This window comes from Neptuniibacter caesariensis (assembly GCF_000153345.1).
Lineage (GTDB): Bacteria > Pseudomonadota > Gammaproteobacteria > Pseudomonadales > Balneatricaceae > Neptuniibacter > Neptuniibacter caesariensis.
On sequence record NZ_CH724125.1, the window covers coordinates 134,479 to 157,845 of the forward strand.

The 23,367-nt window shown below is 46.6% G+C and carries 19 protein-coding genes and 1 pseudogene; 13 read left to right on the forward strand and 7 right to left on the reverse strand.

Features of this window, described 5'->3' with window-relative positions:
• From MED92_RS00660 to mfd, 3 genes and pseudogenes are all read right to left on the reverse strand, one after another.
• A pseudogene (locus MED92_RS00660) lies at positions 1–345 on the reverse strand (exodeoxyribonuclease V subunit gamma); the annotation flags it as partial.
• A gap of 99 nt (positions 346–444) precedes the next feature.
• Positions 445–1,140, reverse strand: coding sequence for a CsiV family protein (locus MED92_RS00665; protein WP_007019528.1), 696 nt, complete (start codon positions 1,138–1,140; stop codon positions 445–447).
• Entirely contained in the window at positions 1,137–4,589 is a 3,453-nt protein-coding gene (gene mfd, locus MED92_RS00670; RefSeq protein ID WP_007019529.1) for a transcription-repair coupling factor, read from the reverse strand. Before mfd ends, MED92_RS00665 begins: the two co-directional genes overlap by 4 nt.
• Before the next feature lie 263 nt (positions 4,590–4,852).
• Between mfd and MED92_RS00675 the strand changes: the two genes are divergently transcribed.
• The 10 genes from MED92_RS00675 (at position 4,853) to sthA (ending at position 15,231) form a co-directional block, all read left to right on the forward strand.
• On the forward strand, positions 4,853–6,283 hold the full coding sequence (locus MED92_RS00675) for a glyceraldehyde-3-phosphate dehydrogenase (RefSeq protein WP_007019530.1): 1,431 nt from the start codon (positions 4,853–4,855) through the stop codon (positions 6,281–6,283).
• Between the two features lie 329 nt (positions 6,284–6,612).
• The gene (locus MED92_RS00680) at positions 6,613–7,950 is read left to right on the forward strand and encodes a Na(+)-translocating NADH-quinone reductase subunit A (RefSeq protein ID WP_007019531.1); all 1,338 of its coding nucleotides are present in this window, start codon (positions 6,613–6,615) and stop codon (positions 7,948–7,950) included.
• Positions 7,951–7,952: 2 nt separating this feature from the next.
• Positions 7,953–9,161, forward strand: coding sequence for an NADH:ubiquinone reductase (Na(+)-transporting) subunit B (locus MED92_RS00685; RefSeq protein ID WP_007019532.1), 1,209 nt, complete (start codon positions 7,953–7,955; stop codon positions 9,159–9,161).
• A complete protein-coding gene (locus tag MED92_RS00690; protein ID WP_007019533.1) occupies positions 9,151–9,927 on the forward strand; it encodes a Na(+)-translocating NADH-quinone reductase subunit C in 777 nt (258 codons plus the stop codon). The genes MED92_RS00685 and MED92_RS00690 overlap by 11 nt, the downstream gene beginning before the upstream one ends.
• A gap of 3 nt (positions 9,928–9,930) precedes the next feature.
• The gene (locus MED92_RS00695) at positions 9,931–10,590 is read left to right on the forward strand and encodes an NADH:ubiquinone reductase (Na(+)-transporting) subunit D (protein ID WP_007019534.1); all 660 of its coding nucleotides are present in this window, start codon (positions 9,931–9,933) and stop codon (positions 10,588–10,590) included.
• A complete protein-coding gene (gene nqrE, locus MED92_RS00700) occupies positions 10,590–11,198 on the forward strand; it encodes an NADH:ubiquinone reductase (Na(+)-transporting) subunit E (protein ID WP_007019535.1) in 609 nt (202 codons plus the stop codon). Before MED92_RS00695 ends, nqrE begins: the two co-directional genes overlap by 1 nt.
• Positions 11,199–11,231: 33 nt before the next feature.
• Entirely contained in the window at positions 11,232–12,458 is a 1,227-nt protein-coding gene (gene nqrF / locus MED92_RS00705; RefSeq protein WP_007019536.1) for an NADH:ubiquinone reductase (Na(+)-transporting) subunit F, read from the forward strand.
• On the forward strand, positions 12,424–13,500 hold the full coding sequence (locus MED92_RS00710; protein ID WP_238321477.1) for an FAD:protein FMN transferase: 1,077 nt from the start codon (positions 12,424–12,426) through the stop codon (positions 13,498–13,500). Before nqrF ends, MED92_RS00710 begins: the two co-directional genes overlap by 35 nt.
• A gap of 10 nt (positions 13,501–13,510) precedes the next feature.
• Positions 13,511–13,744 (forward strand): (Na+)-NQR maturation NqrM, encoded by a 234-nt coding sequence (nqrM, locus tag MED92_RS00715; protein WP_007019538.1) that lies wholly within the window; start codon positions 13,511–13,513, stop codon positions 13,742–13,744.
• 86 nt (positions 13,745–13,830) lie between these two features.
• On the forward strand, positions 13,831–15,231 hold the full coding sequence (gene sthA, locus MED92_RS00720; RefSeq protein ID WP_007019539.1) for a Si-specific NAD(P)(+) transhydrogenase: 1,401 nt from the start codon (positions 13,831–13,833) through the stop codon (positions 15,229–15,231).
• Positions 15,232–15,271: 40 nt separating this feature from the next.
• On the opposite strand, the gene MED92_RS00725 is transcribed toward sthA, so the two are convergent.
• The 3 genes from MED92_RS00725 to MED92_RS00735 all read right to left on the reverse strand — a co-directional run bounded on the left by MED92_RS00725 (position 15,272) and on the right by MED92_RS00735 (position 18,285).
• Positions 15,272–15,553: a hypothetical protein gene (locus MED92_RS00725; RefSeq protein ID WP_040661400.1), complete on the reverse strand. Its 282-nt coding sequence runs from the start codon at positions 15,551–15,553 to the stop codon at positions 15,272–15,274.
• Between the two features lie 28 nt (positions 15,554–15,581).
• A complete protein-coding gene (locus MED92_RS00730; RefSeq protein ID WP_007019540.1) occupies positions 15,582–15,965 on the reverse strand; it encodes a type 2 periplasmic-binding domain-containing protein in 384 nt (127 codons plus the stop codon).
• Positions 15,966–16,068: 103 nt separating this feature from the next.
• On the reverse strand, positions 16,069–18,285 hold the full coding sequence (locus MED92_RS00735; RefSeq protein WP_007019541.1) for an NADP-dependent isocitrate dehydrogenase: 2,217 nt from the start codon (positions 18,283–18,285) through the stop codon (positions 16,069–16,071).
• A 326-nt stretch (positions 18,286–18,611) separates the two neighbouring features.
• Here MED92_RS00735 and MED92_RS00740 point away from each other — a divergent pair, with 326 nt between their 5' ends.
• Entirely contained in the window at positions 18,612–18,821 is a 210-nt protein-coding gene (locus tag MED92_RS00740; protein WP_007019542.1) for an oxidoreductase-like domain-containing protein, read from the forward strand.
• A 6-nt stretch (positions 18,822–18,827) separates the two neighbouring features.
• Positions 18,828–18,989 (forward strand): hypothetical protein, encoded by a 162-nt coding sequence (locus MED92_RS19105; RefSeq protein WP_007019543.1) that lies wholly within the window; start codon positions 18,828–18,830, stop codon positions 18,987–18,989.
• Positions 18,990–19,030: 41 nt separating this feature from the next.
• On the opposite strand, the gene rne is transcribed toward MED92_RS19105, so the two are convergent.
• Positions 19,031–21,874 carry a ribonuclease E gene (rne, locus tag MED92_RS00745; protein WP_007019544.1) on the reverse strand — a complete coding sequence of 948 codons (2,844 nt, stop codon included), beginning with the start codon at positions 21,872–21,874 and terminating at the stop codon, positions 19,031–19,033.
• A gap of 516 nt (positions 21,875–22,390) precedes the next feature.
• Between rne and rluC the strand changes: the two genes are divergently transcribed.
• Positions 22,391–23,356, forward strand: a complete 966-nt coding sequence (gene rluC, locus MED92_RS00750; RefSeq protein ID WP_007019545.1) for a 23S rRNA pseudouridine(955/2504/2580) synthase RluC — start codon at positions 22,391–22,393, stop codon at positions 23,354–23,356.
• Positions 23,357–23,367: the final 11 nt, after the last annotated feature.

Genomic DNA, 23,367 nt, shown 5'->3' on the forward strand with positions numbered 1-23,367 from the left:
TAATAGGCAGACAACGCGGAATGGAATTGAACGCATTGGCATTAAGGTACAAAAGTTAACCGAACCGACCATAAAACGCTGGCTTGAGCGTTGTTGATTGATTCCCTTGATCAGGTAATGGGCAATAACCGAAGGCGACAAGGCCTGGGAGTAATTGGCATCTTTCAACTGTTCCTGAAGGCCCTGCAAAGTTTTACGGATAGTATTCAGGCTAATCTCATCCTGTTCATCCGCAGTAAAATAATTTTCCAGAATCTGGTTAATCAATTCGATCCAGGTAGTGAATTCATGATCCTGAGTAAAGTGAAGCCTTGTTTCATCGAGCAGATGTGTAAAACCGGCCAATTTCCCTAACAGCTCAGATTCAAGCCCCTCGCTACGGTTTTATTTAAGATAAATGCTGTTCACTCCTTAAGTGCACAGCATTGCCTGTTAAGACTTTTTCTATTGAGCGGGTTTTATTTCAACCAGAATCCCCATGAGAGGGTGGTCTATATAGTGGAGCTCTTTCGAGCGCATTCTTCGCGCTTGATTCAGGTTCACCGTAAGGATGTCGGGTAGCTGGATGAGATTGTTACTTGGTGCTGCTCCGCTGGCACTCTGCATGGTGAGTTGTGTATCACTGATGCTGTCCTTTGCCTGCGACGAAATTGGGTTTTTTAGCAGGGCGGATTCTTCAGTTGAAAGCGGGCGATTTAAATACAGATCGGGGCGGAAATGAAGGTATCGTCCACGGCCTACGGCAATATAGCCTTCTAGTTCATGCATGCCGTTATCTAAAATATCTCCACCGCGAATTTTAATTGGGCGGGGATTTTGAGTTTCAACAACAGGCTGCATCCAGGCAGAGTGAAACAGTACTTTGTAATCGCCTTTGGCGCGTAAGCTGTTTTTTGCTTGCTTTAGACTCAGGGCGCTGCTGGATAGTCGTTGATAGGCACCGTTTCCTTCACCGCCTAGATAAGTTGCGCGACTTTTTTCAGGTATTTCGGTAATGGTTGGCCAGTATTCAGCGCTTAGCGGTTCGCTGGCATTGTTTGCAAAAACAACCACTTCAACTTTAAACCAGTCAGCGGTGAAAGCATTGTTAGACAGGGTTAAAAGGCCTGATAGGGCAACCGCTTTTAAGATTCTCTTCATGATGTTTTTACCGCTAAGTCACTTAGTAGGCCTTCTATGGCTTTAAAGCGCTGTTCGGTTTTCTCCATATCCAGGGTAAAGCGAAGTTTATCTGCGCCGTCCAGTTTATATCTTTGTGGCTGATTTTGAACCATTTTTACTAAAGTTAATGGGTCGACTTTAGCTTCAGAGCTGAATTCGATCTTGCCGGATTTGTCGCCCGCGTCAATTTTAAAGATATTCATCGATTCAGATCTGAGTTTGAGAGAGGTGAGTCTGAATAGGTTTTTAACCTGATCGGTCAGTAAGCCAAAGCGGTCGATCATTTCCACTTGTAATTCTTTGAGCTCTTTATCGGAAGCTGCGTTAGCAATGCGCTTGTACATAATCAGGCGACTGTGAACGTCAGGTAGGTAATCTTCCGGGATCAAGGCGGAAATATTAAGGTTAATTTCTGCTCCGTGGCGAAGCGGTTGATCCAGATTGGGTGTTTTGCCCTCTTTAATCGATTCAACAGCCTGCTCTAGCATCTCCATAAACAGTGAGAAGCCTACGGTTTGCATCTGGCCGCTTTGCTCTTCGCCAAGCAGTTCACCTGCTCCTCGGATCTCCAGGTCATGAGTGGCCAGGGTAAAGCCTGCACCCAGATCGTCTGCTGACTCAATCGCTTCTAAGCGTTTGATCGCATCTTTGGTCATCGATTTCTTATGCGGCGTCAGTAGGTAGGCATAGGCCTGATGGTGCGATCGTCCAACGCGTCCGCGTAGCTGATGAAGCTGGGCAAGGCCAAATTTATCTGCGCGATCGATGATGATGGTGTTCGCATTAGGCACATCGATACCGGTTTCGATGATCGTGGTGCAAAGTAAAATGTTATATCGCTTGTGGTAGAAATCCGACATCACTTGTTCAAGTTCGCGTTCGCGCATCTGACCATGACCTATCCCGATGCGTGCCTCAGGGACGAGCTCGCTTAGCTCTTCAGCGGTTTTTTCAATCGATTTAACTTCGTTGTGCAGGTAGTACACCTGACCGCCACGTAACAATTCACGCAGAATTGCTTCCTTAACTAGCGTAGTGTCGCTGTGGCGGACAAAGGTTTTAACAGATAAGCGTTTGGCTGGCGGTGTCGCAATGATGGACAGATCCCGAATGCCGGACATGGCCATATTCAGCGTTCGTGGAATAGGTGTCGCAGTCAGGGTAAGGATATCGACTTCAGAGCGAAGGGATTTAAGGCGCTCTTTCTGTTGTACGCCAAATCGGTGCTCTTCATCGATAATGACAAGACCCAGGTTGTTAAACTTGATGTCGCCTGAAAGCAGCTTATGCGTTCCTACAACGATATCTACACTGCCTGACTGAAGCTTCTCTAGAATAGCGGTTTGTTGCTTGCCGGTTCTGAATCGGGAAATAAGCTCGATATTCACCGGCCAGTCTGCAAAGCGATCGAGAAAGTTCTGGTAATGCTGTTGTGCGAGCAGGGTGGTCGGAACCAGTATGACCACTTGTTTACCGCTCTGAGCGGCAACAAAGGCCGCGCGCATAGCTACTTCGGTTTTGCCGAAGCCAACATCGCCGCAAACAAGCCGATCCATTGGTTGTTTGGCGGTCATGTCTCTTATTACATTGCCAATAGCGGCTGCCTGATCGGGTGTTTCTTCAAAGGGGAAGGTGGAAGCAAATTGAAGGTACTGTTCATCCGGGCTGCTAAATTGAAAGCCCTCGCGTGCTGCACGTCGGGCATAAATATCCAGTAGTTCTGCTGCTGCATCGCGCGCTTTTTCTGCGGCTTTGCGTTTGGCTTTAGTCCACTGTTCTGTGCCTAATCTGTGCAGGGGTGCATGTTCATCGCCCGCGCCTGTATAGCGGCTGATGAGGTGTAGTGATGAGACGGGTACATAAAGCTTTGCACCTTCAGCATATTCTAGTGTCAGGAATTCATTTTGTTGGTTATCTAGCTCTATGGTCTGTAGCCCCAGGTAGCGGCCAACGCCGTGATCTAAATGGACAACGGGTGAGCCGGTATTGAGTTCCGATAAGTTGCGAATAACCTGATCATTCTGCTCCTGATCTTTTGAGCGACGGCGGCGCTGGAATACCTGGTGGCCAAACAATTGTGTTTCTGTGATGACATGGTACTGGCCTGGAAAGGATAGCCCTTGTTCCAGAGGGTATTCTGTTATTGCCAGATCCTCATCGCCCTTGATAAAGGCGTTCCATCCGTTGACCAGGCTTGGCTTGATATTTATGCGGCCCAGAAGTTCAAGCAGGGCTTCACGTCGGCCTGCTGATTCTGCGCAGAATAGAATAGGCCCATCTCTATTCATTAAAAAATTCTGAAGGGCAGTTAATGGTTCTTTGTGTTGAGAGTCTACCGGGAGATTGGGTGCCTCATTGCAATCAATATTGGTTCGTCCCGATTTTTCCTCAATCGACTCAGCTGTGTAAGTCAGGCGGCCGTGCTTTTTAAGCTCAGCAAACAGTTGATCGGTTGTTAGGAAAAGTTCCTGTGGTGTCAGAACTGGGTTGGTTATGTCGTAGCGGCGTTGTTCGTAGCGCTCTTCGACTTCTTTTGTAAATAGCGCGACTGCATCTTCAAGCGTGCTATCAACAATGATCTGACTTTTCTCGGGTAGTGAAGCAAATATGGAGCTGGAATCATCAAAGAAAAGCGGGAGATAGTATTCGATGCCGGGTGAAGTCAGCCCATCAGAGATGTTTGTATAGATAGGGCACTGGCGGTAATCAACATCAAAGCGTTCACGCCAGCGGGCTTTGAAGTTGCTGATAGCTCGACTATCGAAAGGAAATTCTTTTGCTGGTAGTAGGTTGATCGCCTCTATTTTTTCGATAGAGCGTTGGCTTTCAGGATCAAAAGTACGAAGGGTTTCTATCTCATTATCAAACAATTCAATTCTGAAAGGGTGTTCGCTTCCGGTTGGAAAGAGGTCGATGATGGAGCCTCGTATCGCATACTCACCGTGCTCCAGAACCGTTTCTACTGCATGGTAGCCAGCATCGGTCAGTTGCTTGCGTAGGGCATCAGGATTAATCGTGTCGCCAATCTTAATGTCAAAGCAGTTGCCGGCGATGAAGTCTGCAGGCGCGGTCCTGTGCATTAATGTGCTCAGGGGAGCGATAAGAATGCCGTTTTTAAGGCTTGGAAGTCGGTTTAAGGTAGAAATGCGCTCAGAGATAATGTCCTGATGCGGAGAAAATGTATCGTATGGAAGAATCTCCCAATCAGGGAAAGAGAGTATTTCTCCGATCTTTTCATCGGCAGAGAAAAAATTAACCTCATCCAGAAGGCGATTAGCTTCCAGGGTGTCTTTGGTGATCACCAGAGTAAAGCCGTCAAATCGTTTAGTTGCGTCAGATATCAGAAGGCCTGTTGCTGCCCCGTGAACCTGACCAATCGTTTTGCGGTCCCCTGGGCCTGATGGAAGAGGGTAATCTAATTGCAGCACTTGCTGGCTCCTATAAGGTGCTAACTCATCTTTAAGGCCGCATAGTTTAACGGCTGGCGGGTTAAATGGTAGATCAGAGCTCTATAATTATTATTTTTGATCAGGCAATGGTTCCAAAGTCTATTATGCTGCATTTGCTCAATGGGACGGAAAAGAGGATAATGCGCGCACCAAAATTTTACGTGGCCGTACTTAGCTAAATAGTTGTTTATTTTTCTGGGAACGGTTTACCAACGAGTTGAGAAAACTTTTTGGAGTTTCAAGTGAGCCAAGATCAAGTTTTTACAGATTGGAAAGAACGCGAATCCCTAGCTGAAGCTATGGTTCCAGTGGTGGGTAGCCTGTACCGTGACCAGAATGTTGAGACATCTGTTTTCGGTCGTCTGATCATCAAACGTTCTGTTATCGATATTCTGAAAGCACACCGTTTCGTGCGTCAGGTTGAAGAGCAGGAATTGACGGTTGTTGATACTTTTCCAATTCTGGAAGCTGTTCAGAAACTTAACGTACGTAATGCGCACGTTGACGTAGGTAAGCTGGCAGTTAAATACCGCAACGAAGGCAATGGCCAGGATCTTGAAACGTTCCTGAAGGCTGAGTTAGCTGAAGCGATCGATTCTGAAGAGCGTGAAGCGACTGACGTTGTTCTATACGGATTCGGTCGTATCGGTCGTCTTCTTGCGCGTCTGTTGATTGAGCGTACAGGTGGTGGTCAGGCGCTTCGCTTGCGTGCAATTGTTGTTCGTAAAGGCGCTGCTGCTAAAGATCTGGAAAAGCGTGCAAGCCTGTTGCGTCGTGACTCTGTTCACGGTTCGTTCAAAGGTACGATCACTGTTGATGAAGAGAACAACACCATCACAGCGAACGGTAATGTTATCAAAATTATTTTTGCTAACTCTCCGGATGAGATCGATTACACAGCTTACGGTATCAATAACGCAATGGTTATTGATAACACGGGCAAATGGCGTGACAAAGAAGGCCTGTCTCTGCACTTACAGTCAAAAGGCGCTTCTCGTGCAGTGCTGACAGCTCCGGGTAAAGGCGTTAAGAACATTGTAATGGGTGTTAACGATGCTGATATTACACCTGAAGATACTATTCTTTCTGCGGCGTCATGTACTACAAACGCAATCACTCCGGTTCTGAAAGCTGTTTACGACAAATTCGGTATCGAAAATGGTCATGTTGAAACTGTTCATGCTTACACGAATGACCAGAACCTGATCGATAACTACCACAAAGGTGATCGTCGTGGTCGTGCGGCTGGCCTTAACATGGTTATCACTGAAACGGGTGCGGCTAAAGCGGTGTCTAAAGCGCTACCTGCAATGGAAGGTAAGCTGACAGGTAACGCAATCCGTGTTCCAACGCCAAATGTTTCCATGGCAATTCTGAATCTGAACCTGGAAAGCGAAACTGATAAAGAAACGCTGAATGCTTACCTGCGTGAAGCGGCGCTTCACGGTCCAATGCAGAAGCAGATCGATTACAGCAACTCCCCTGAAGCGGTATCAACTGACTTTGTTGGTTCGCGTGCAGCAGGTGTTGTTGATGCCCTGGCTACTATTGCTGGCGGTAAGCGTTGCGTACTTTACGTTTGGTACGATAACGAGTTCGGTTACAGCTGCCAGGTTATCCGCATGATGCAGAAAATGGCTCAGTGCACGCTGCCGGCGTTCCCGAAAGCGTAAATCTGAACATTTAGTTCAATTGCTCAAAAAGCCACCAATACGGTGGCTTTTTGTTTATATATTGCTCAATATTCGATTTAGTAATAGGTATATAAATATTAATTCTATGTTGTGGTACCTACTTTAGTTCTGGGAAGGTGCTGATATGCAAGGGTGTTTGTAGAAAAATGACACGCCGCTCAGGTATACTTAGTCGGATTTTTGGGTGGGGTAACTCTGTTTTCGTTATAAAAATATAATGGCGCATCTTTCGTTCGGGGACAGGCCGAAGGTGTTGCTAAATTCGAAAATGGAATCCTGAAACAGTTTAACGTAATTGGGTGAGGCGTATGATCAAGATCAAAAAAGGTCTGGATCTACCGATCACGGGCGCTCCTGAGCAGTCTATTTTAGACGCTCCTGCAGCTAGCTCCGTTGCCGTTGTTGGCTTTGATTATGTAGGTATGAAACCTACCATGGCCGTCAAGGTAGGTGATCGAGTAAAACTCGGTCAAGTGATCTTTTCCGATAAAAAAACAGAAGGCGTTCATTACACGGCACCAGGTGCTGGCGTAGTGAAGGCTATCAACCGTGGTGAGCGACGTGCACTTCAATCTGTAGTGATTGAACTGGACGGTGACGAAGCGGTTGAATTCAATAAATACAGTGCTGGCGAATTGTCTTCTCTGACACGTGAGCAGGTTCAGGAGAATCTGGTTGCATCAGGTATGTGGACTGCTCTGCGTACGCGACCATTTAGCCGTGTGCCAAAGCCGGGCACTGCTCCTAACTCTATCTTTGTTACAGCAATGGATACCAATCCACTTGCAGCTGATCCAGCTGTGATTATTGCTGAACATAAAGAAGCGTTTGCGCAAGGTCTGCAGATTCTGACTAAATTGTCAGAAACAACTGTTTACCTTTGTAAAGCGCCAGGTGCAGATATTCCTACTGCTGAAGGTGTGACGGTTGAGGAGTTTGAAGGTGGGCACCCTGCAGGTAATGCGGGTACACATATTCACTTCCTGGATCCAGTATCTCAGCAGAAAACAGTATGGACGATTGGTTATCAGGATGTGATAGCAATTGCTAAGCTGTTTACTGAAGGTAAGCTGTTCACTGATCGCGTTGTTGCTGTTTCAGGTCCTAAGGCGGCTAAGCCAGGTCTGTTGCGTACACGCATGGGTGCAGATCTGAATGAAGTGCTGGAAGGTGCTCAGCAGGGTGATCATAACCGTATCATCAGCGGTTCCGTTTGGAGCGGTCGCGCAGCTGCGGGTCCTTTTGCTTACCTAAGCCGTTACGCTAACCAGATTACGATTCTTGAAGAAGGTGATGAGCGCGAATTTATGGGCTGGGTTGTGCCTGGTACTAATAAGTTCTCTGTGCTTAATGTATTCGCTTCTTTCCTGAATCCTTCTAAGAAGTTCGACTTTACAACTACAACCAATGGTTCTGAGCGAGCAATGGTTCCTGTAGGTCAGTTCGAAGAGCTGATGCCTTTGGATATCCTGCCGACTCAGTTGCTACGTGCCCTGGTAACAGGTGATATCGTTCATGCCATGGAGCTGGGTTGTCTTGAGCTTGATGAGGAAGATCTCGCGCTGTGCACGTTTGCCTGCCCAGGTAAATATGAGTACGGTCCAATCCTTCGCGACAATCTGACGCGTATCGAGAAAGAGGCCTGATCATGAGCTTGAGAAATATTCTAGATAAAATGGAGCCGCACTTTCACAAGGGCGGTAAGTATGAAAACTGGTACGCGCTTTATGAAGCTGCGGATACCATTTTCTATACTCCGGGCCATGTAACTAAAACAGCAGCTCACGTACGCGACGCAGTTGATCTGAAGCGTATGATGATTCTGGTGTGGATGTGTACATTCCCAGCAGTTTTCTTCGGTATGTGGAACGTTGGCTTGCAGGCAAACACTGCTATGGCTCAGCTGGGTCTTACCGAAGCTTCTACATGGCAGGGTGCTATCGCAGGCGCGCTTACAAGCTTTAACCCTGATAGCCTATGGGACAACATCATTCATGGTGCTGCTTATTGGCTGCCAATCTACATCGTAACGTTCGTTGTAGGTGGTTTCTGGGAAGTATTGTTCGCGATGAAGCGAGGCCATGAAGTTAACGAAGGTTTCTTTGTTACTTCGATCCTGTTTTCCTTGATTCTGCCACCGACAATCCCTCTATGGCAGGTTGCGCTAGGCATCAGCTTTGGTGTTGTAATCGGTAAAGAGGTATTTGGTGGTACAGGTAAAAACTTCCTGAACCCTGCACTGACAGGCCGTGCATTCCTGTTCTTTGCATACCCTGCGCAGATGTCAGGTGATGCAATCTGGACTGCAGTAGACGGATTTTCTGGTGCTACGCCTCTGGGCATCGCGGCAGCAGGTGGTGTTGACGCAATGCTTGCTCAGAACATCACTTGGTTCGATGCATTCTGGGGTAATATCCAGGGCTCTGTAGGTGAGGTGTCCACGCTGGCGATTGCCATTGGTGGTTTCGTCTTATTGGTGGCTAAAGTTGCAGCGTGGCGAATTGTTGCGGGTGTTTTCCTCGGCATGGTTGCAACGTCGACCCTGTTTAACATTATCGGCTCTGATACCAACCCAATGTTTGCGCTACCGTTCTACTGGCACCTTGTGCTGGGTGGTTTTGCATTCGGTATGTTCTTTATGGCGACAGACCCTGTGTCTGCTTCTATGACGAACAAAGGTAAGTGGTACTTCGGTGCTTTGATCGGTGTGATGGTGGTACTGATTCGTGTAGTTAACCCAGCATTCCCAGAGGGTATGATGCTGGCGATTCTGTTCGCGAACCTGTTTGCTCCACTGATTGATAACTTTGTCGTTCAGGCAAACATTAAACGGAGGAAGGCGCGCGATGTCAGCTAATAATGACACTATCGGTAAGACGATTACCGTCACCGTTCTGCTTTGTGTTGTCTGTTCAGTAATCGTATCTGCAGCTGCAGTTCTACTGAAGCCTAAACAGATTGCTAACAAAGATCAGGACCGTAAAAGTAACATTCTGGCAGCGGCTGGTATCAGTGATTCCGGCAAGACTGTAGATGAGTTGTTTGCTCAGATCACGACTAAGTATGTTGATCTGGAAACAGGTAAATTTACAACAGAAGTGCCAGCAAAATATGACGCTAAGAAGGCAGCAAAAGATCCAGTATTGGGTAAAGCGCTGCCTAAAGAAGTCGATATCGCTTCTATCAAATATCAGGCGAAAGTAATGCCGGTATACATGGTAGAAAAAGATGGCAAGCTAGAAAAACTGATCCTACCAGTACACGGTTACGGTCTGTGGTCTACGCTTTATGGCTTCTTGGCATTAGAGGGTGACCTGAACACGGTTGTAGGTTTCGGTTTCTATTCTCACGCAGAGACTCCTGGTCTGGGTGGTGAGGTTGATAACCCTAACTGGAAATCGCTGTGGCCAGGTAAAGAAGTTTACCCGCAGGGTTCAATGAAACCAGTGCTGGGCCTTATTAAAGGTACAGTAGATCCGGCTAATGCTAATGCTAAGCATCAGGTTGACGGTCTTGCAGGTGCGACTTTGACTGCAAACGGTGTTACCAACCTTGTTCAGTTCTGGATGGGTGCGAATGGTTATGCGCCATTCTTGAGCAACCTGAAAGCGGGAGGTGCGTAAGCGATGTCACAAGCTAAAGAAGTACTGAGTAATCCGGTATTTAAGAACAACCCAATCGGTCTGCAGATCCTGGGTGTATGTTCTGCCTTAGCGGTTACATCTAACCTGAATACTGCGATGGTAATGACCATGGCAGTAATTGCTGTAACTGCATTTTCTAACTTGTTTGTATCGATCATTCGAAACCACATTCCTGGTAACGTGCGTATCATCTGCCAGATGACTATCATCGCGTCACTTGTAATCGTGGTAGACCAGATCCTTAAAGCGTTTGCTTATGATGTTTCTAAGCAGCTTTCGGTATTCGTTGGTCTGATCATTACTAACTGTATCGTAATGGGTCGTGCTGAAGCGTTCGCGATGAAGAATCCTCCGGGGATCTCTTTCATGGACGGTATTGGTAACGGTCTTGGTTACGGTGTTGTTTTGATCTTCGTAGGTTTCCTGCGTGAGCTATTCGGCGCGGGTAAACTGTTTGGTTATGAAGTGCTGCCGTTGGTTAACGATGGTGGTTGGTACCTGGGTAATGGTTTGATGCTGTTGCCACCAAGTGCGTTCTTCATTATCGGTATGTTCATCTGGTTGGTTCGTACTTTCCATAAGGATCAGGTCGAAGCTCCAGAATTTGAACTGGCTAAGAACACTAAGAAGGAGGCTGTGTAATGGAACAGTACATCAGCCTTGCCGTTAAGGCGATTTTCGTTGAAAACATGGCGTTGGCATTCTTCCTTGGGATGTGTACTTTCCTGGCTATCTCCAAGAAAGTTCAGACATCTCTGGGTCTGGGTATTGCTGTTGTCGTTGTGTTGGCAATCACAACTCCTGTAAACAACCTGATTTATAACTTGCTGCTGCGTGAAGGCGCACTGGCGTGGGCTGGCTATCCTGAAGTGGATCTTAGCTTCCTGGGTTATATCTCATACATCGGTGTAATCGCGGCGATGGTACAGATCCTGGAGATGTTCCTGGATAAGTATGTGCCTGCGCTTTATAACTCTCTGGGCGTGTTCCTGCCTCTGATCACAGTAAACTGTGCGATCATGGGTGCAGCGCTGTTCATGGTTGAGCGTGATTATAACTTCGGTGAATCCGTTGTTTACGGTGTAAGTGCAGGTATCGGTTGGGCGCTGGCGATTACAGCGCTGGCAGGTATCCGTGAAAAACTAAAATACAGCGACGTACCAGAAGGTCTACGTGGTCTGGGCATCACCTTCATTACTGTTGGTTTGATGTCACTGGGCTTCATGTCTTTCTCTGGCGTATCGCTTTAATGCCTACATGGTCAACAAAGGAAGGATTAGCCAATGAATGCTGAAATCGTTCTAGGAGTTGTCATGTTTACCGCCGTAGTACTTGTACTGGTGGCGGTAATTCTGGCAGCACGTTCAAAGCTGGTTAGCTCCGGCAATGTAACAATTAGTATTAACAATGATCCTGAGAAATCAGTGACCGTTCCTGCAGGTGGTAAGCTGCTACAGACTCTGGCTGACCAGGGGATCTTTATCCCATCAGCTTGTGGTGGTGGTGGTACCTGTGCGCAGTGTGCGTGTGAAGTTCACAGTGGTGGTGGTTCTATGCTGCCTACTGAGGAATCTCACTTCACTATGCGTGAAGCTAAGGAAGGCTGGCGCCTTTCTTGTCAGGTTGCTGTTAAGCAGGACATGGAGATCGAGCTTGAAGAAGAGATCTTTGGTGTTAAGAAGTGGGAGTGTACTGTTGAATCTAACCCTAACGTTGCTACATTCATCAAAGAGCTGACACTGCGTCTGCCTGAAGGTGAAAATGTAGACTTCCGTGCCGGTGGTTATGTTCAGCTTGAATGTCCTCCACACGTCGTGAACTACAAAGACTTCGACATTCAGGAAGAATACCGTGGTGACTGGGATCAGTTTAACATGTGGCAGTATGTGTCTACTGTAACTGAACCGACTATCCGTGCTTACTCGATGGCGAACTACCCTGAAGAGCGTGGTGTTGTTAAGTTCAATATCCGTATTGCTTCTCCACCTCCGGGTACTGATTTCCCACCGGGAATCATGTCTTCGTACGTATTCAACCTGAAAGAAGGTGACAAGATCACTGTATACGGGCCATTCGGTGAATTCTTCGCTACTGATAATGATAGCGAAATGGTATTCATTGGTGGTGGTGCTGGTATGGCGCCAATGCGTTCTCATATCTTCGATCAGTTGAAGCGTCTGAACTCTACTCGTAAGATTTCGTTCTGGTACGGTGCTCGCTCAATGCGTGAGTCCTTCTATGACGATGAATACGATATGCTTGCTGCGGAAAATGACAACTTCGATTGGCATCTTGCGCTTTCAGACCCTCAGCCAGAAGATAACTGGGATGGTCTGACAGGCTTTATCCATAATGTACTGTACGAAAACTATCTTAAGGATCATGAAGCGCCTGAAGATTGTGAGTACTACATGTGTGGACCTCCAATGATGAACTCTGCAGTTATCCAGATGTTGCTTGACCTTGGTGTTGAGCGTGAAAACATCTTCCTTGATGACTTTGGTGGTTAATCATTTGATGTTTGTCTTTAGACATAACTCCAAGTGGCCGGCAGCTTCGCTGCTGGCCACTTTGTTTTTGGTCTTATTTTTACTCTCCGGTTGCCTGGCTGAACCTGCAAAGATTCAGGCCTATCAGGGGCTAACCATGGGAACGACTTACACGGTTAAGTACGTTTCCTCTTCTGAGCAAGATAACTTTAAAAGTGAAATAGATTCTGCGCTTAAGGCTGTTAATCAGTCTATGTCGACCTATATAGCTGATTCAGAGTTATCATTGATCAATCAAGCTCAAATCGGTCATGAACAAGCTTTAAGCACAGAGTTGAACTATGTTCTCCAGCTTGCGCAAAAAATTAGTCAAGAATCTAACGGGGCTTTCGATATAACGGTTGGGCCCTTGGTTAATATGTGGGGCTTTGGTCCTGATGGTCGTGTTGTAAAAGCGCCCACCGATAATGAAATTCAGTCGCTTTATGATCATGTGGGTTACGCTAAAGTAAATCTGCATGATGGAAGGTTGATCAAAGACACAGAGATCTACCTTGATCTTTCGGCTATCGCGAAAGGCTATGGTGTTGATGTGATTGCGGAGCTTCTTGAGGAAAAAGGGATAGAAAGCTATCTGGTTGAGATAGGTGGCGAACTGCGTGCTAAAGGGCTTAAGCCTGATGGGATGGAGTGGCGCATTGCCATTGAGACACCGACAGAGACATTTGATCGACAGATTCAAAAAATAATCGCGGTAAAAGATGTTGGTATAGCGACATCGGGTGATTATAGGAACTATTTTGAAGAGAATGGTGTGCGTTTTTCGCATACAATAGATCCTGCAACTGGGCAGCCTATCAAGCATAAGCTCGCATCGGTTACTGTGCTGGCACAAACTTGTGCTGAAGCTGATGCCTATGCAACTGCATTGATGGTGATGGGTGCTGAGGACGGTTATAAGTTTGCCCAGGCGCACAATATTGATGCATTTTTCATTGTGAAGAATGCGCAGGGTTTCGAAGAAATAATGACGCCGGGGTTTAATAATTACCTGGTGAGGTGAGATATTTATTATGACAACGATGATTTTTACTCTAATCGCATTGGTTTGTATCGTGGTTGCAATGTCGGTTGGCGTATTGATGGGGCGTAAGCCTATCTCGGGTTCGTGTGGCGGTTTGGCAAATGTTGGTATCGAAGGTAAGTGCAGCATTTGTGGTGATGATCCTCAGAAGTGTGAGGAGGAGCAGGAGCGCCAGGCGAAAGAGGAATCAGACCTTGGTTATGAGCTTAAATCTAAAGAATAATTGAGTAGCAGCTGATCCAGAGTATGCTGAATACTTAAAAGTCTATTTGAAACAATAAGATAATTATAAATTGATAGGGGAAAGTGATGGCGGTTTATGACTATGATGTCATTGTGATCGGTTCCGGTCCTGCAGGTGAAGGTGCGGCGATGAATGCTTCTAAAAAGGGGCGTCGCGTAGCTGTCATTGAGGAGCAGGAGGCTGTTGGTGGTAACTGTACGCATAAGGGTACTATTCCATCAAAGGCGTTGCGCCATTCTGTGAAGCAGATCATTGAGTTCAACACTAACCCTATGTTCCGTGATATTGGTGAGCCTCGCTGGTTCTCCTTTCCTAAGGTTCTTAAGCGTGCCGAAAAGGTTATGTCCAGCCAGGTAGTGCTGCGAACTAACTTCTATGCGCGCAACCGTATTGATGTCTTCTTTGGTACCGCCGAGTTCGAGGATAAGGAAACAGTTATCGTACGCGGTACGGCTTCAGGTGATGAAACACTGAGAGCTAAAAACATTATTATCGCTACTGGATCGCGTCCGTATACTCCGGACGATATTGATTTCAGCCACCCGCGTATTTATAACTCAGACACTATTCTGAAACTGAGCCATACGCCTCGTACATTGATTATTTACGGTGCAGGTGTCATTGGATCTGAATATGCGTCGATCTTTAGTGGTTTGGGTGTAAAGGTAGATCTGATCAATAACCAGGAACGCCTTTTGTCCTTCCTTGATGCTGAGATCTCTGATGCACTGAGCTATCACCTGCGAAACAATGCGGTGAAAATTCGCCATAACGAAATCTATGATAATGTCGTGGCTGATGAGCGAGGTGTTATCCTGACTCTGAAGTCAGGTAAGAAAATCCGTGCGGATGCATTCCTCTGGTGTAATGGGCGTACAGGTAATACTGATATGCTTAAGCTTGAGAATATCGGTCTTGACGCTAACAGTCGTGGTCAGTTGGTAGTCGATGATCACTATCGCACTCAGTGTGATGGAATTTATGCGGCGGGTGATGTTGTGGGTTGGCCAAGTCTTGCTTCAGCTGCGCTCGATCAGGGCCGTGCTGCAGCTGCGGATATGCTTGATGCTGAAGACTTCCGTTATATCAATGAAGTACCTACAGGTATCTACACTATCCCTGAAATTAGCTCGGTTGGTAAAACCGAGGAAGAGCTGACGAAAGAATGTGTCCCTTATGAAGCGGGTCAGGCGTTCTTTAAGGACACGGCACGTGCTCAGATTTACGGACAGCCAGTTGGTATGTTGAAGATTCTATTCCATCGTGAAACGCTGGAAATTCTGGGTATCCATTGTTTTGGTGAGCATGCGGCAGAGATCGTTCACATCGGACAGGCGATCATGGCTCAAGAGGGTGAGTCAAATACCATTAAGTATTTCATCAATACCACTTTCAACTACCCGACCATGGCTGAAGCATACAGGGTGGCAGCAATTGCTGGTTTGAATCGCATAGCTAACCTGTAATCATTCATGTTATTAAAAAAGCACGCATTAGCGTGCTTTTTTATTGTCTGCAGGTTCGCACATTCTGATTAAATCGCTGGATAAAGCCAGGATGTCTATCTAAAAAGTTATGCGAAAAGTAAACACCAAGGGGCTTGTTTCTAAGTGTATCTGAGCGAACCAGATGCTCTGCATGATTAGTAGATAGAAGCTTATTCATGACCTGGTCGTTTGCGAGAATCGCATCGACACGCTTCCTTATGAGGAGCTGTAAGAGCTGTTGGTTGTTACGCGGCGGATTGTTGGCGAGCTGGTATTCGTTCGTTGTTAGCCATGTTTGCATATTTGCCCCAAGAAAGCTGCTGACAACTTTATCTGTCCTGAAGGTTTCGCCAGTAGGGGAAGAATAATTGTCTTTTCTCTGAAACCAGGTCCAGTTTTGTTCTGCAATGATCTCGGATCATCGTTGCATAATTGTCTCGAGTTGGGTTTTTCGAAGCTGCGAAAAATCCATCGGCTTCATTCTGAATGACCAGAGTTTGTGCTCTTTTCCACGGGACAACTTTAATCTGAAGCGTATATTCGCTCATTGGTTTAAAGGCGCATTCAACGACTTCAACGGCGCTACCAGATAGCATCTTCCCTATGTAATGGCTGTAAGGGGGTAGGTTATGTGTTGTTAAAACAATGGTGGTTTTGCCAAATGTCGAAGCTGAGGCAAGGAATAATGTGATGAGGATTATTAGTAACTTCATGCGACATTTCTATATTCCGTTTTACTGAAGTATAGAGTTATAAACCAAGCGCGCACAAAAAAAGCCCGGCATTTGCCGGGCTTTGTCATTAATTTATGATCTATTACTTAGCTAGTGCACTGTTCAGAGATGCGCTTGGGCGCATTACTTTCTTAACAGTTTCACGGTTAGCGTGGTAGTAGCCATCAAGCGCAGCAGGAGTACCCTGGCACTCTGCTAGCTCAGCAACAATCTTGCTTTCCTGAGAAGTCAGATCTTCAGCCAGCTGCTTAAATTCAGCTGCCAGTTCTGCGTCTTCAGTCTGGTTAGCGACTTCCTGAGCCCAGTACATGCCCAGGTAGAAGTGAGAACCACGGTTATCCAGCTCACCAGTCTTACGTGATGGTGATTTGTTGTTCTCAAGCAGCTTGCCTGTTGCAGCGTCTAGTGTTTTAGCCAGAACTGCAGCGCGCTTGTTGCCTTTAAGGCCAAGATCTTCAAGAGATACAGCCAGAGCAAGGAACTCACCCAGAGAATCCCAGCGTAGGTGGTTTTCTTCTTCAACCTGCTGAACGTGCTTAGGAGCAGAACCGCCTGCGCCAGTCTCATACATACCGCCGCCCTTAAGCATTGGTACGATAGATAGCATCTTAGCGGAAGTACCTAGTTCGATGATTGGGAACAGGTCTGTCAGGTAGTCACGTAGTACGTTACCTGTTACAGAGATAGTGTCCTTGCCTCGGAACATGCGGTCCATGCTGAAACGGATCGCCTGGTTGTAAGTCTTGATGTAGATCTCAAGACCATCAGTGTCGTGATCCTGCAGGTAAGTTTCTACTTTTTTGATCAGTTCAGCGTCATGAGCACGCTTGTAATCAAGCCAGAATACAGCAGGCGTATCAGAGTTGCGTGCACGAGTTACTGCTAGTTTAACCCAGTCACGTACAGGCTCATCTTTAGTCTGGCATGCGCGCCAGATATCGCCTTTCTCAACTTCGTGCTGCATCAGAACGGTACCGTCTGCAGCAACTACACGCATAGTGCCAGGCTGAGTTTCGTATGTCTTATCGTGAGAACCATACTCTTCAGCTTTCTTAGCCATCAGGCCAACATTTGGAACTGTACCGATAGTGGTTGGATCAAATGCACCATTGGTTTTGCAGTAGTTGATCATCTCTTGGTAGATGCGTGCGTAAGTAGATTCAGGCATTACAGCTTTAGTGTCAGCTGTCTGGCCATTTGCGTCCCACATCTTACCGCCGTTACGGATCATCGCAGGCATAGAAGCATCTACGATTACGTCTGAAGGTACGTGCAGGTTTGTGATGCCTTTAGAGGAATCAACCATCGCAAGTTTCGGACGGTGCTCGTAGCACTTGTGAATCGCTTCTTCGATCTCTTCGCGCTTAGATGTTGGAAGGGTAGCGATCTTATCGTATACACTGCCAATACCGTTATTTGGGTTAACGCCCAGCTCTTCAAACAGGTCGCCGTATTGTTCGAATAGTTCTTTGTAGAATACAGTTACAGCGTGGCCGAATACGATAGGGTGAGAAACCTTCATCATGGTCGCTTTAACGTGCAGGGACCACATAACGCCTGTTTCTTTAGCATCTTGAAGTGATTCTTCAAAGAATTCGCGTAGCGCTGCGCAGCTCATGCGCATGCTGTCCAGAATTTCACCTTTTTCCAGGCTCAGTTCTTTCTTAACTTCAACGTTACCAGCCTGGTCTACAAATTCGATGCGAACATCGCCGGCTTCAGCCATAGTGATAGACTGTTCGCTAGAGAAGAAGTCGCCACCGCGCATATAGTCAGCATGAGTCTGAGAAGCTTTGCTCCACTTGCCCATAGAGTGCGGGAATTTTTTAGCGTAAGCCTTTACAGCGCCAGGAGCACGACGGTCAGAGTTACCTTCACGCAGAACTGGGTTTACTGCGGAGCCCAGGATTTTAGAGTAACGCGTCTGAACATCAGCATCAGTATCTGTCTGCGGATCTTCTGGGTAGTCAGGTACATCGTAGCCCTGAGTTTGTAATTCAGCGATGCATGCTTTCAACTGAGGGATGGATGCACTGATGTTTGGTAGTTTGATGATGTTTGCGTTTGGATCCTGTGTCAGTTCACCCAGGAACTTAAGGCCATCTTCTACGCGCTGTTCTTCGGATAGTTTTTCAGGGAAAGCAGAAAGCACGCGTCCTGCTAGAGAGATATCTGAAATTTTAACATCGATCTCAGCTTTGGACGTGAATGCGCGAACGATTGGCAAAAGCGAACATGTAGCCAATGAAGGTGCTTCGTCAGTTAGGGTCCAGTAAATCGTTTGATTGGTTGTAGTCATTGTATTCCCCAAAAGTTTTATGGCAGTGCAGCCAAGGGTTTGAAAAAAGACAACTTGTGGTCGTCTCTCTCCACTGTATTCAAACCCGCGGTTGTAATTTAGTGACAGAATTATACTGAAATTAGGGGCTTAGTCATACGTCTGGCCTATGTACTTATGGCTAATGTTGTTGTGTTTTTACAACTTTTTCAGGTTTTTTTATTGTGCGATGCAGCAATGCACCCGTTTGGGGCGAATTTATCTGTAGTGAAACTACTTAATTCCCCTTAATGCTCGCAATTATGCTTTAAAGTCGCTGAGTTGATATGAGTTCAACAGAGAGTAGAATGCTATATAAAGAACGAGAGGCTTTAAGTGTGCAAGATCCAGATAAACCCATTCGTCCGGGTAATTATGATTGTTGCGAGGGCGGCTGTTCTCCTTGTATATGGGATACTTATTACGAGGATATGGAGGTCTGGAAAGCTGCACAGGCAAAAAAGAAATCTGAGTCTGTAGATATAGAGTCAAAGGAAAATGAACCAAGTCAGGAGTGACCTGAAATGGCAAAGAATGTTGTAGATCTGAATGCTTCCAGAGATAAGGCTGAGCATAAAAGGAAAGAGAAAAAATTCGAAGCGTTGCAGAAGAGGTTTGAGAAGGCTTTGCCAACTGAAGAGCAGGATCCGAAAAAAAAGCTGTTGAATATTTTCAAGAAAAAATAAAAAAGGGGCTTAAGCCCCTTTTTTAGTGTCCATCAGTCGTCTTATTTGTCATCTGATGTTTCAGTGGTTGCGCTGCGGCGACGAACTTCCCTTGGATCATTCGGGGCGCGTCGTGTGCGGCGTTTGCGCACCGGTGCATCTTGCTGGGTTGCTTGTTGCGTATTATCGCTCTCAGCTTTTTCAGTTGAAGGCGCATCGGCTTCAAGTGGCTTATCTTCAGCAACGGGTTTCTCAGTTTGCGCTTCAGGCGATTGTTCCGCGACAGGCGCTTCAGCTTTAACTGTATCTTCAGTGCTGTTGTCTTCTGCTGCTTCGGCCATTATTTCTGGCTTAGGCTGAATCTCAGCTTCAGCAACACTTGGCTGTTCAATTTCTGAAGCCTTTTTAGCTTCTTTTGTTTCTTTGCCTTCAGTATCGCCTTGATTCTCAGCAGGTTTGCTTTCAGCGTCGTTACTAATCTCAGGGGTAGGGGTTGTCTCAACTGCAGGGGCTTCTGCTGTTGCTGACTCGGCCTTTTCCTCCTGAGTTGTCGCTTCAACTGCTTCAGCTTCAGGTTTCTCAGTGGCAGTAGAATCCGCAAGGGTGGTTTCCTGCTTATTGTTTTCTGCTGTCGGCTCAGGCGTAGCTGTATCAGTTGTTGCTACAGCGTCTTTGACTTCAGCGGCTGGAGACTGCTCCTGGTTTTCCATGCTAACGGTGTTAGCCGTATCTGATGGAGCTTCAGAATGTGCTTCTGTTTTCTCAGTCTGAGTTGCCTGGCTTTCATTGCTGCGTTTTGCGCTGCGTTCAGTTGTGCGACGGCGACGGCCGCGACGACGAGGATTGCGTGGTGCTTCCTCTTTTTCTTCTGCGCTATCCTGAGACTGGTTCAGGTTTTCTGTGCTTTTGCTTTCAGCCTTATCGGTATCGGATTTGCGTTTTCTGCGACGGCGCTTTGGTTTCTCTTCGTTTGAAGTAAGAGGTTGATCCGGCTCAGGCTGAACAGTGATTATTTCATCATTCTGTTTGTTGCGCTGTTTGCGGTCATTATCTCGACGGCGACGTTTACGGCCAGAGTCATTGCGTTCATTGCGCTGACGTTTAGGGCGCTTCTTCTTATCTTTCTCTTCAGTTTTCTCTTCAACCTTTTCTTCAGGTTGTTGTTCGCTGCCACCGAAAATGCCTTTGAACAATCCGAGTACTTTGCTACCTAAAGAAGCAGAAGGAGCAGGAGCAGGTGCCGCTTTTGCTTTTTCGGCAGCAGGTTGCTGTTCTGCTTGAGCTGCCTCAGGTGCTGGTGTTTTTGGTGCTACGCTACGAACGGCTGCTTGTTCGCGTGCAGGAGCTGCCTGGGTAGATGATGCTTCAATAGGATCATCATCTTCAGGCTCAGGCTGCATGGTGTAGCTTGCATCGTTTGTTGTCGCTACCGTGTGATCATCACGAAGGCGTACAACTTCATAGTGTGGAGTTTCCATGTTCGGGTTAGGAACAATCACTACGCGTACGTCCTGGCGAAGTTCAATATCATGAACTGCGTGGCGCTTTTCGTTCAGCAAGTAGGTTGCAACAGTCACTGGTAGTATTGCGCGAATTTGTGCTGTGCGATCTTTGCCTGACTCTTCTTCGATAAGTCGAAGGATTGAAAGTGCAAGAGACTCAGTGTCACGAATAGTGCCCTGGCCGTTACAGCGTGGGCAAACGACGCCACGAGTCTCGGCTAGTGATGGGCGCAGTCTCTGACGGGACATTTCAAGAAGACCGAAACGAGAGATGCGGCCCATCTGTACGCGAGCGCGATCAAGTTTCAGCGCATCGCGAAGACGGTTTTCAACTTCGCGTTGGTTCTTGATAGGCGTCATGTCAATGAAGTCGATGACAACCAGGCCCCCAATATCGCGAAGGCGAAGTTGGCGAGCGATCTCATCTGCTGCTTCCAGGTTGGTGTGTAGTGCTGTTTCTTCAATATCACCACCGCGTGTAGCACGTGCAGAGTTGATGTCGATAGAAACCAGAGCTTCAGTAGGATCGATTACAATGGAGCCGCCAGATGGAAGTGTTACTTCACGCTGGAAGGCTGTTTCGATCTGGGTTTCGATCTGGAAGCGATTGAATAGTGGTGTCTGTTCAGAGTAATGCTTAATTTTGCTTTCGTAGGTAGGCATAACCTGCTTAACGAAATTCTTAGCATCTTCGAAAACCTGAGGGTCATCGATCAGTACTTCACCGATATCAGAGCGCAGGTAATCGCGTACTGCGCGAATGACAACATTACTTTCCTGGTAGATCAGGAATGGCGCAGGCTTCTCTTCAGACGCTTGTTTGATAGCGGTCCAAAGTGTCTGGAGGTATTCAAAGTCCCACTGTAGCTCTTCGCTGCTGCGGCCAACACCTGCAGTACGGACAATGATACCCATCTGCTTCGGAATATTTACGCCAGAAAGTGCTTCTTTGAGTTGCGCGCGATCTTCGCCTTCGATTCGGCGAGAGATACCACCAGCTCTTGGGTTGTTTGGCATAAGTACCAGATAGCGGCCCGCCAGGCTGATGAAAGTAGTTAGTGCTGCGCCCTTATTGCCACGTTCCTCTTTGTCCACCTGAACAATAACTTCGGTGCCTTCTTTCAAAACTTCTTTGATGTTCGGGCGAGAACCGCGAGTAGGTGGCTGAGTAAAGTACTCTCGAGAAATTTCTTTTAGGGGTAGGAAACCGTGTCTTTCAGCACCGTAATCAACAAAAGCAGCTTCAAGACTCGGCTCAATGCGAGTTATCTTACCTTTGTAAATATTGGCTTTTTTCTGTTCTCTGGAACCTGATTCAATGTCCAGATCGTAAAGACGTTGGCCATCCACTAGCGCAACGCGCAACTCTTCAGGTTGAGTTGCGTTTATAAGCATTCTTTTCATGATGTTCTCTTTTCGAATGCTTTTCATGCAGCGCTGTGGGGCTATGTTTTAAAATAGCCAAAGCCGGTCTTTCGGACTCAATAACGATCGTCAGGCAGGTATATGCCGAAGCTTACCGCCTTTAATAGCAAAAATAGCGACACAGCCCTTATTTGGGGGCGTTACTTATGCTGTTTAAATTGATGTTTTTGTATCTGTATGCAACCGGCATACAGATCGTCCTTCGGTAAAGGAATCGTTAGCCTATTTTTTTCTTCTTTCTAATTGTTACTGCCTAAGCAGGTTCCTGGCTAAACGTACATCTTTACCTCCAACTGGTCGTTTCCAGCTGGATGAAAAGCATTAATTAATCTAGTTATTGCTACCCGTTTGGACAAAAAGTATTCGATTTGTCGACGTGAGACTGTATTACGGCAATTGCATAAAAAAGATAAAGCCAACAGCTTGTAGCAGCGCTAGAATATAGCAGCATTCAATAATTGCTTCAATTCGCTAATAGGTTTTCACAGAATTAATATGTCTCAAGATAATTCCTCGCCAAACACTCAAGTTCGTTTTGTTGAGATAACAGATAATAATGCGGGGCAGAGAATTGATAATTTCCTCATCACCGCGCTTAAAGGTGCACCTAAGAGCCTGGTATACAGGATCGTTCGTAAGGGTGAGGTGCGTGTAAATAAGAAGCGGATCAAGCCAGAGTATCGATTAGCCTTGGGTGATCTCGTGCGCATACCGCCTGTTAGGCTCGCAGAAAAAGCCCCTCCCGCTAAAGTGAGCAGCCGATTATCGGATCAGCTTGAGCAAGCTGTACTTTATGAAGATGATGACCTGATTGTTGTTAATAAACCTTCAGGCATTGCCGTTCACGGGGGAAGTGGTATTAGCTTAGGGCTGATTGAAAGCTTCAGGCAGATGCGCCCTCAGTGTAAATTTCTCGAATTAGTTCATCGTCTTGATCGTGACACTTCGGGTTGTATTCTGATAGCCAAAAAGCGAAGTACCCTCAAGTTGATGCACGATTCTTTAAAGAAAAGCACTATTACGAAGATTTATCACGCGTTGGTTGTCGGTTCCTGGTCTGAAAGGAAACGTCGTATTGATGCTCCTTTGAAAAAAAATGAGCTTAAATCAGGCGAACGCGTTGTTAAAGTTACGGCAGATGGAAAAGAGTGCCTCACCGAATATAAAGTATTGCAGCGTTTTGGTCGTGAGGCGACGCTGGTCGAGGCGAGGCCAATCACGGGTAGGACCCATCAAATCCGTGTTCACTGTCAATTTGCAGGGCATCCAATTGTTGGTGATGAGAAATATGGGGTTGATGAAGTTAATGCCGAGATGAGGGAGAAAGGGTTTAAGCGCTTGTTCCTTCATGCCGCAGAATTAAGATTCCCTCTACCTTCTGGTGGGCGCCAGGTTGTTAAAGCTCCTCTGGAAATGCCTTTGCAAAAAGCCATTAAAAGTTTGAATAGTAGAAATAGTTAAGAGTTTATTCT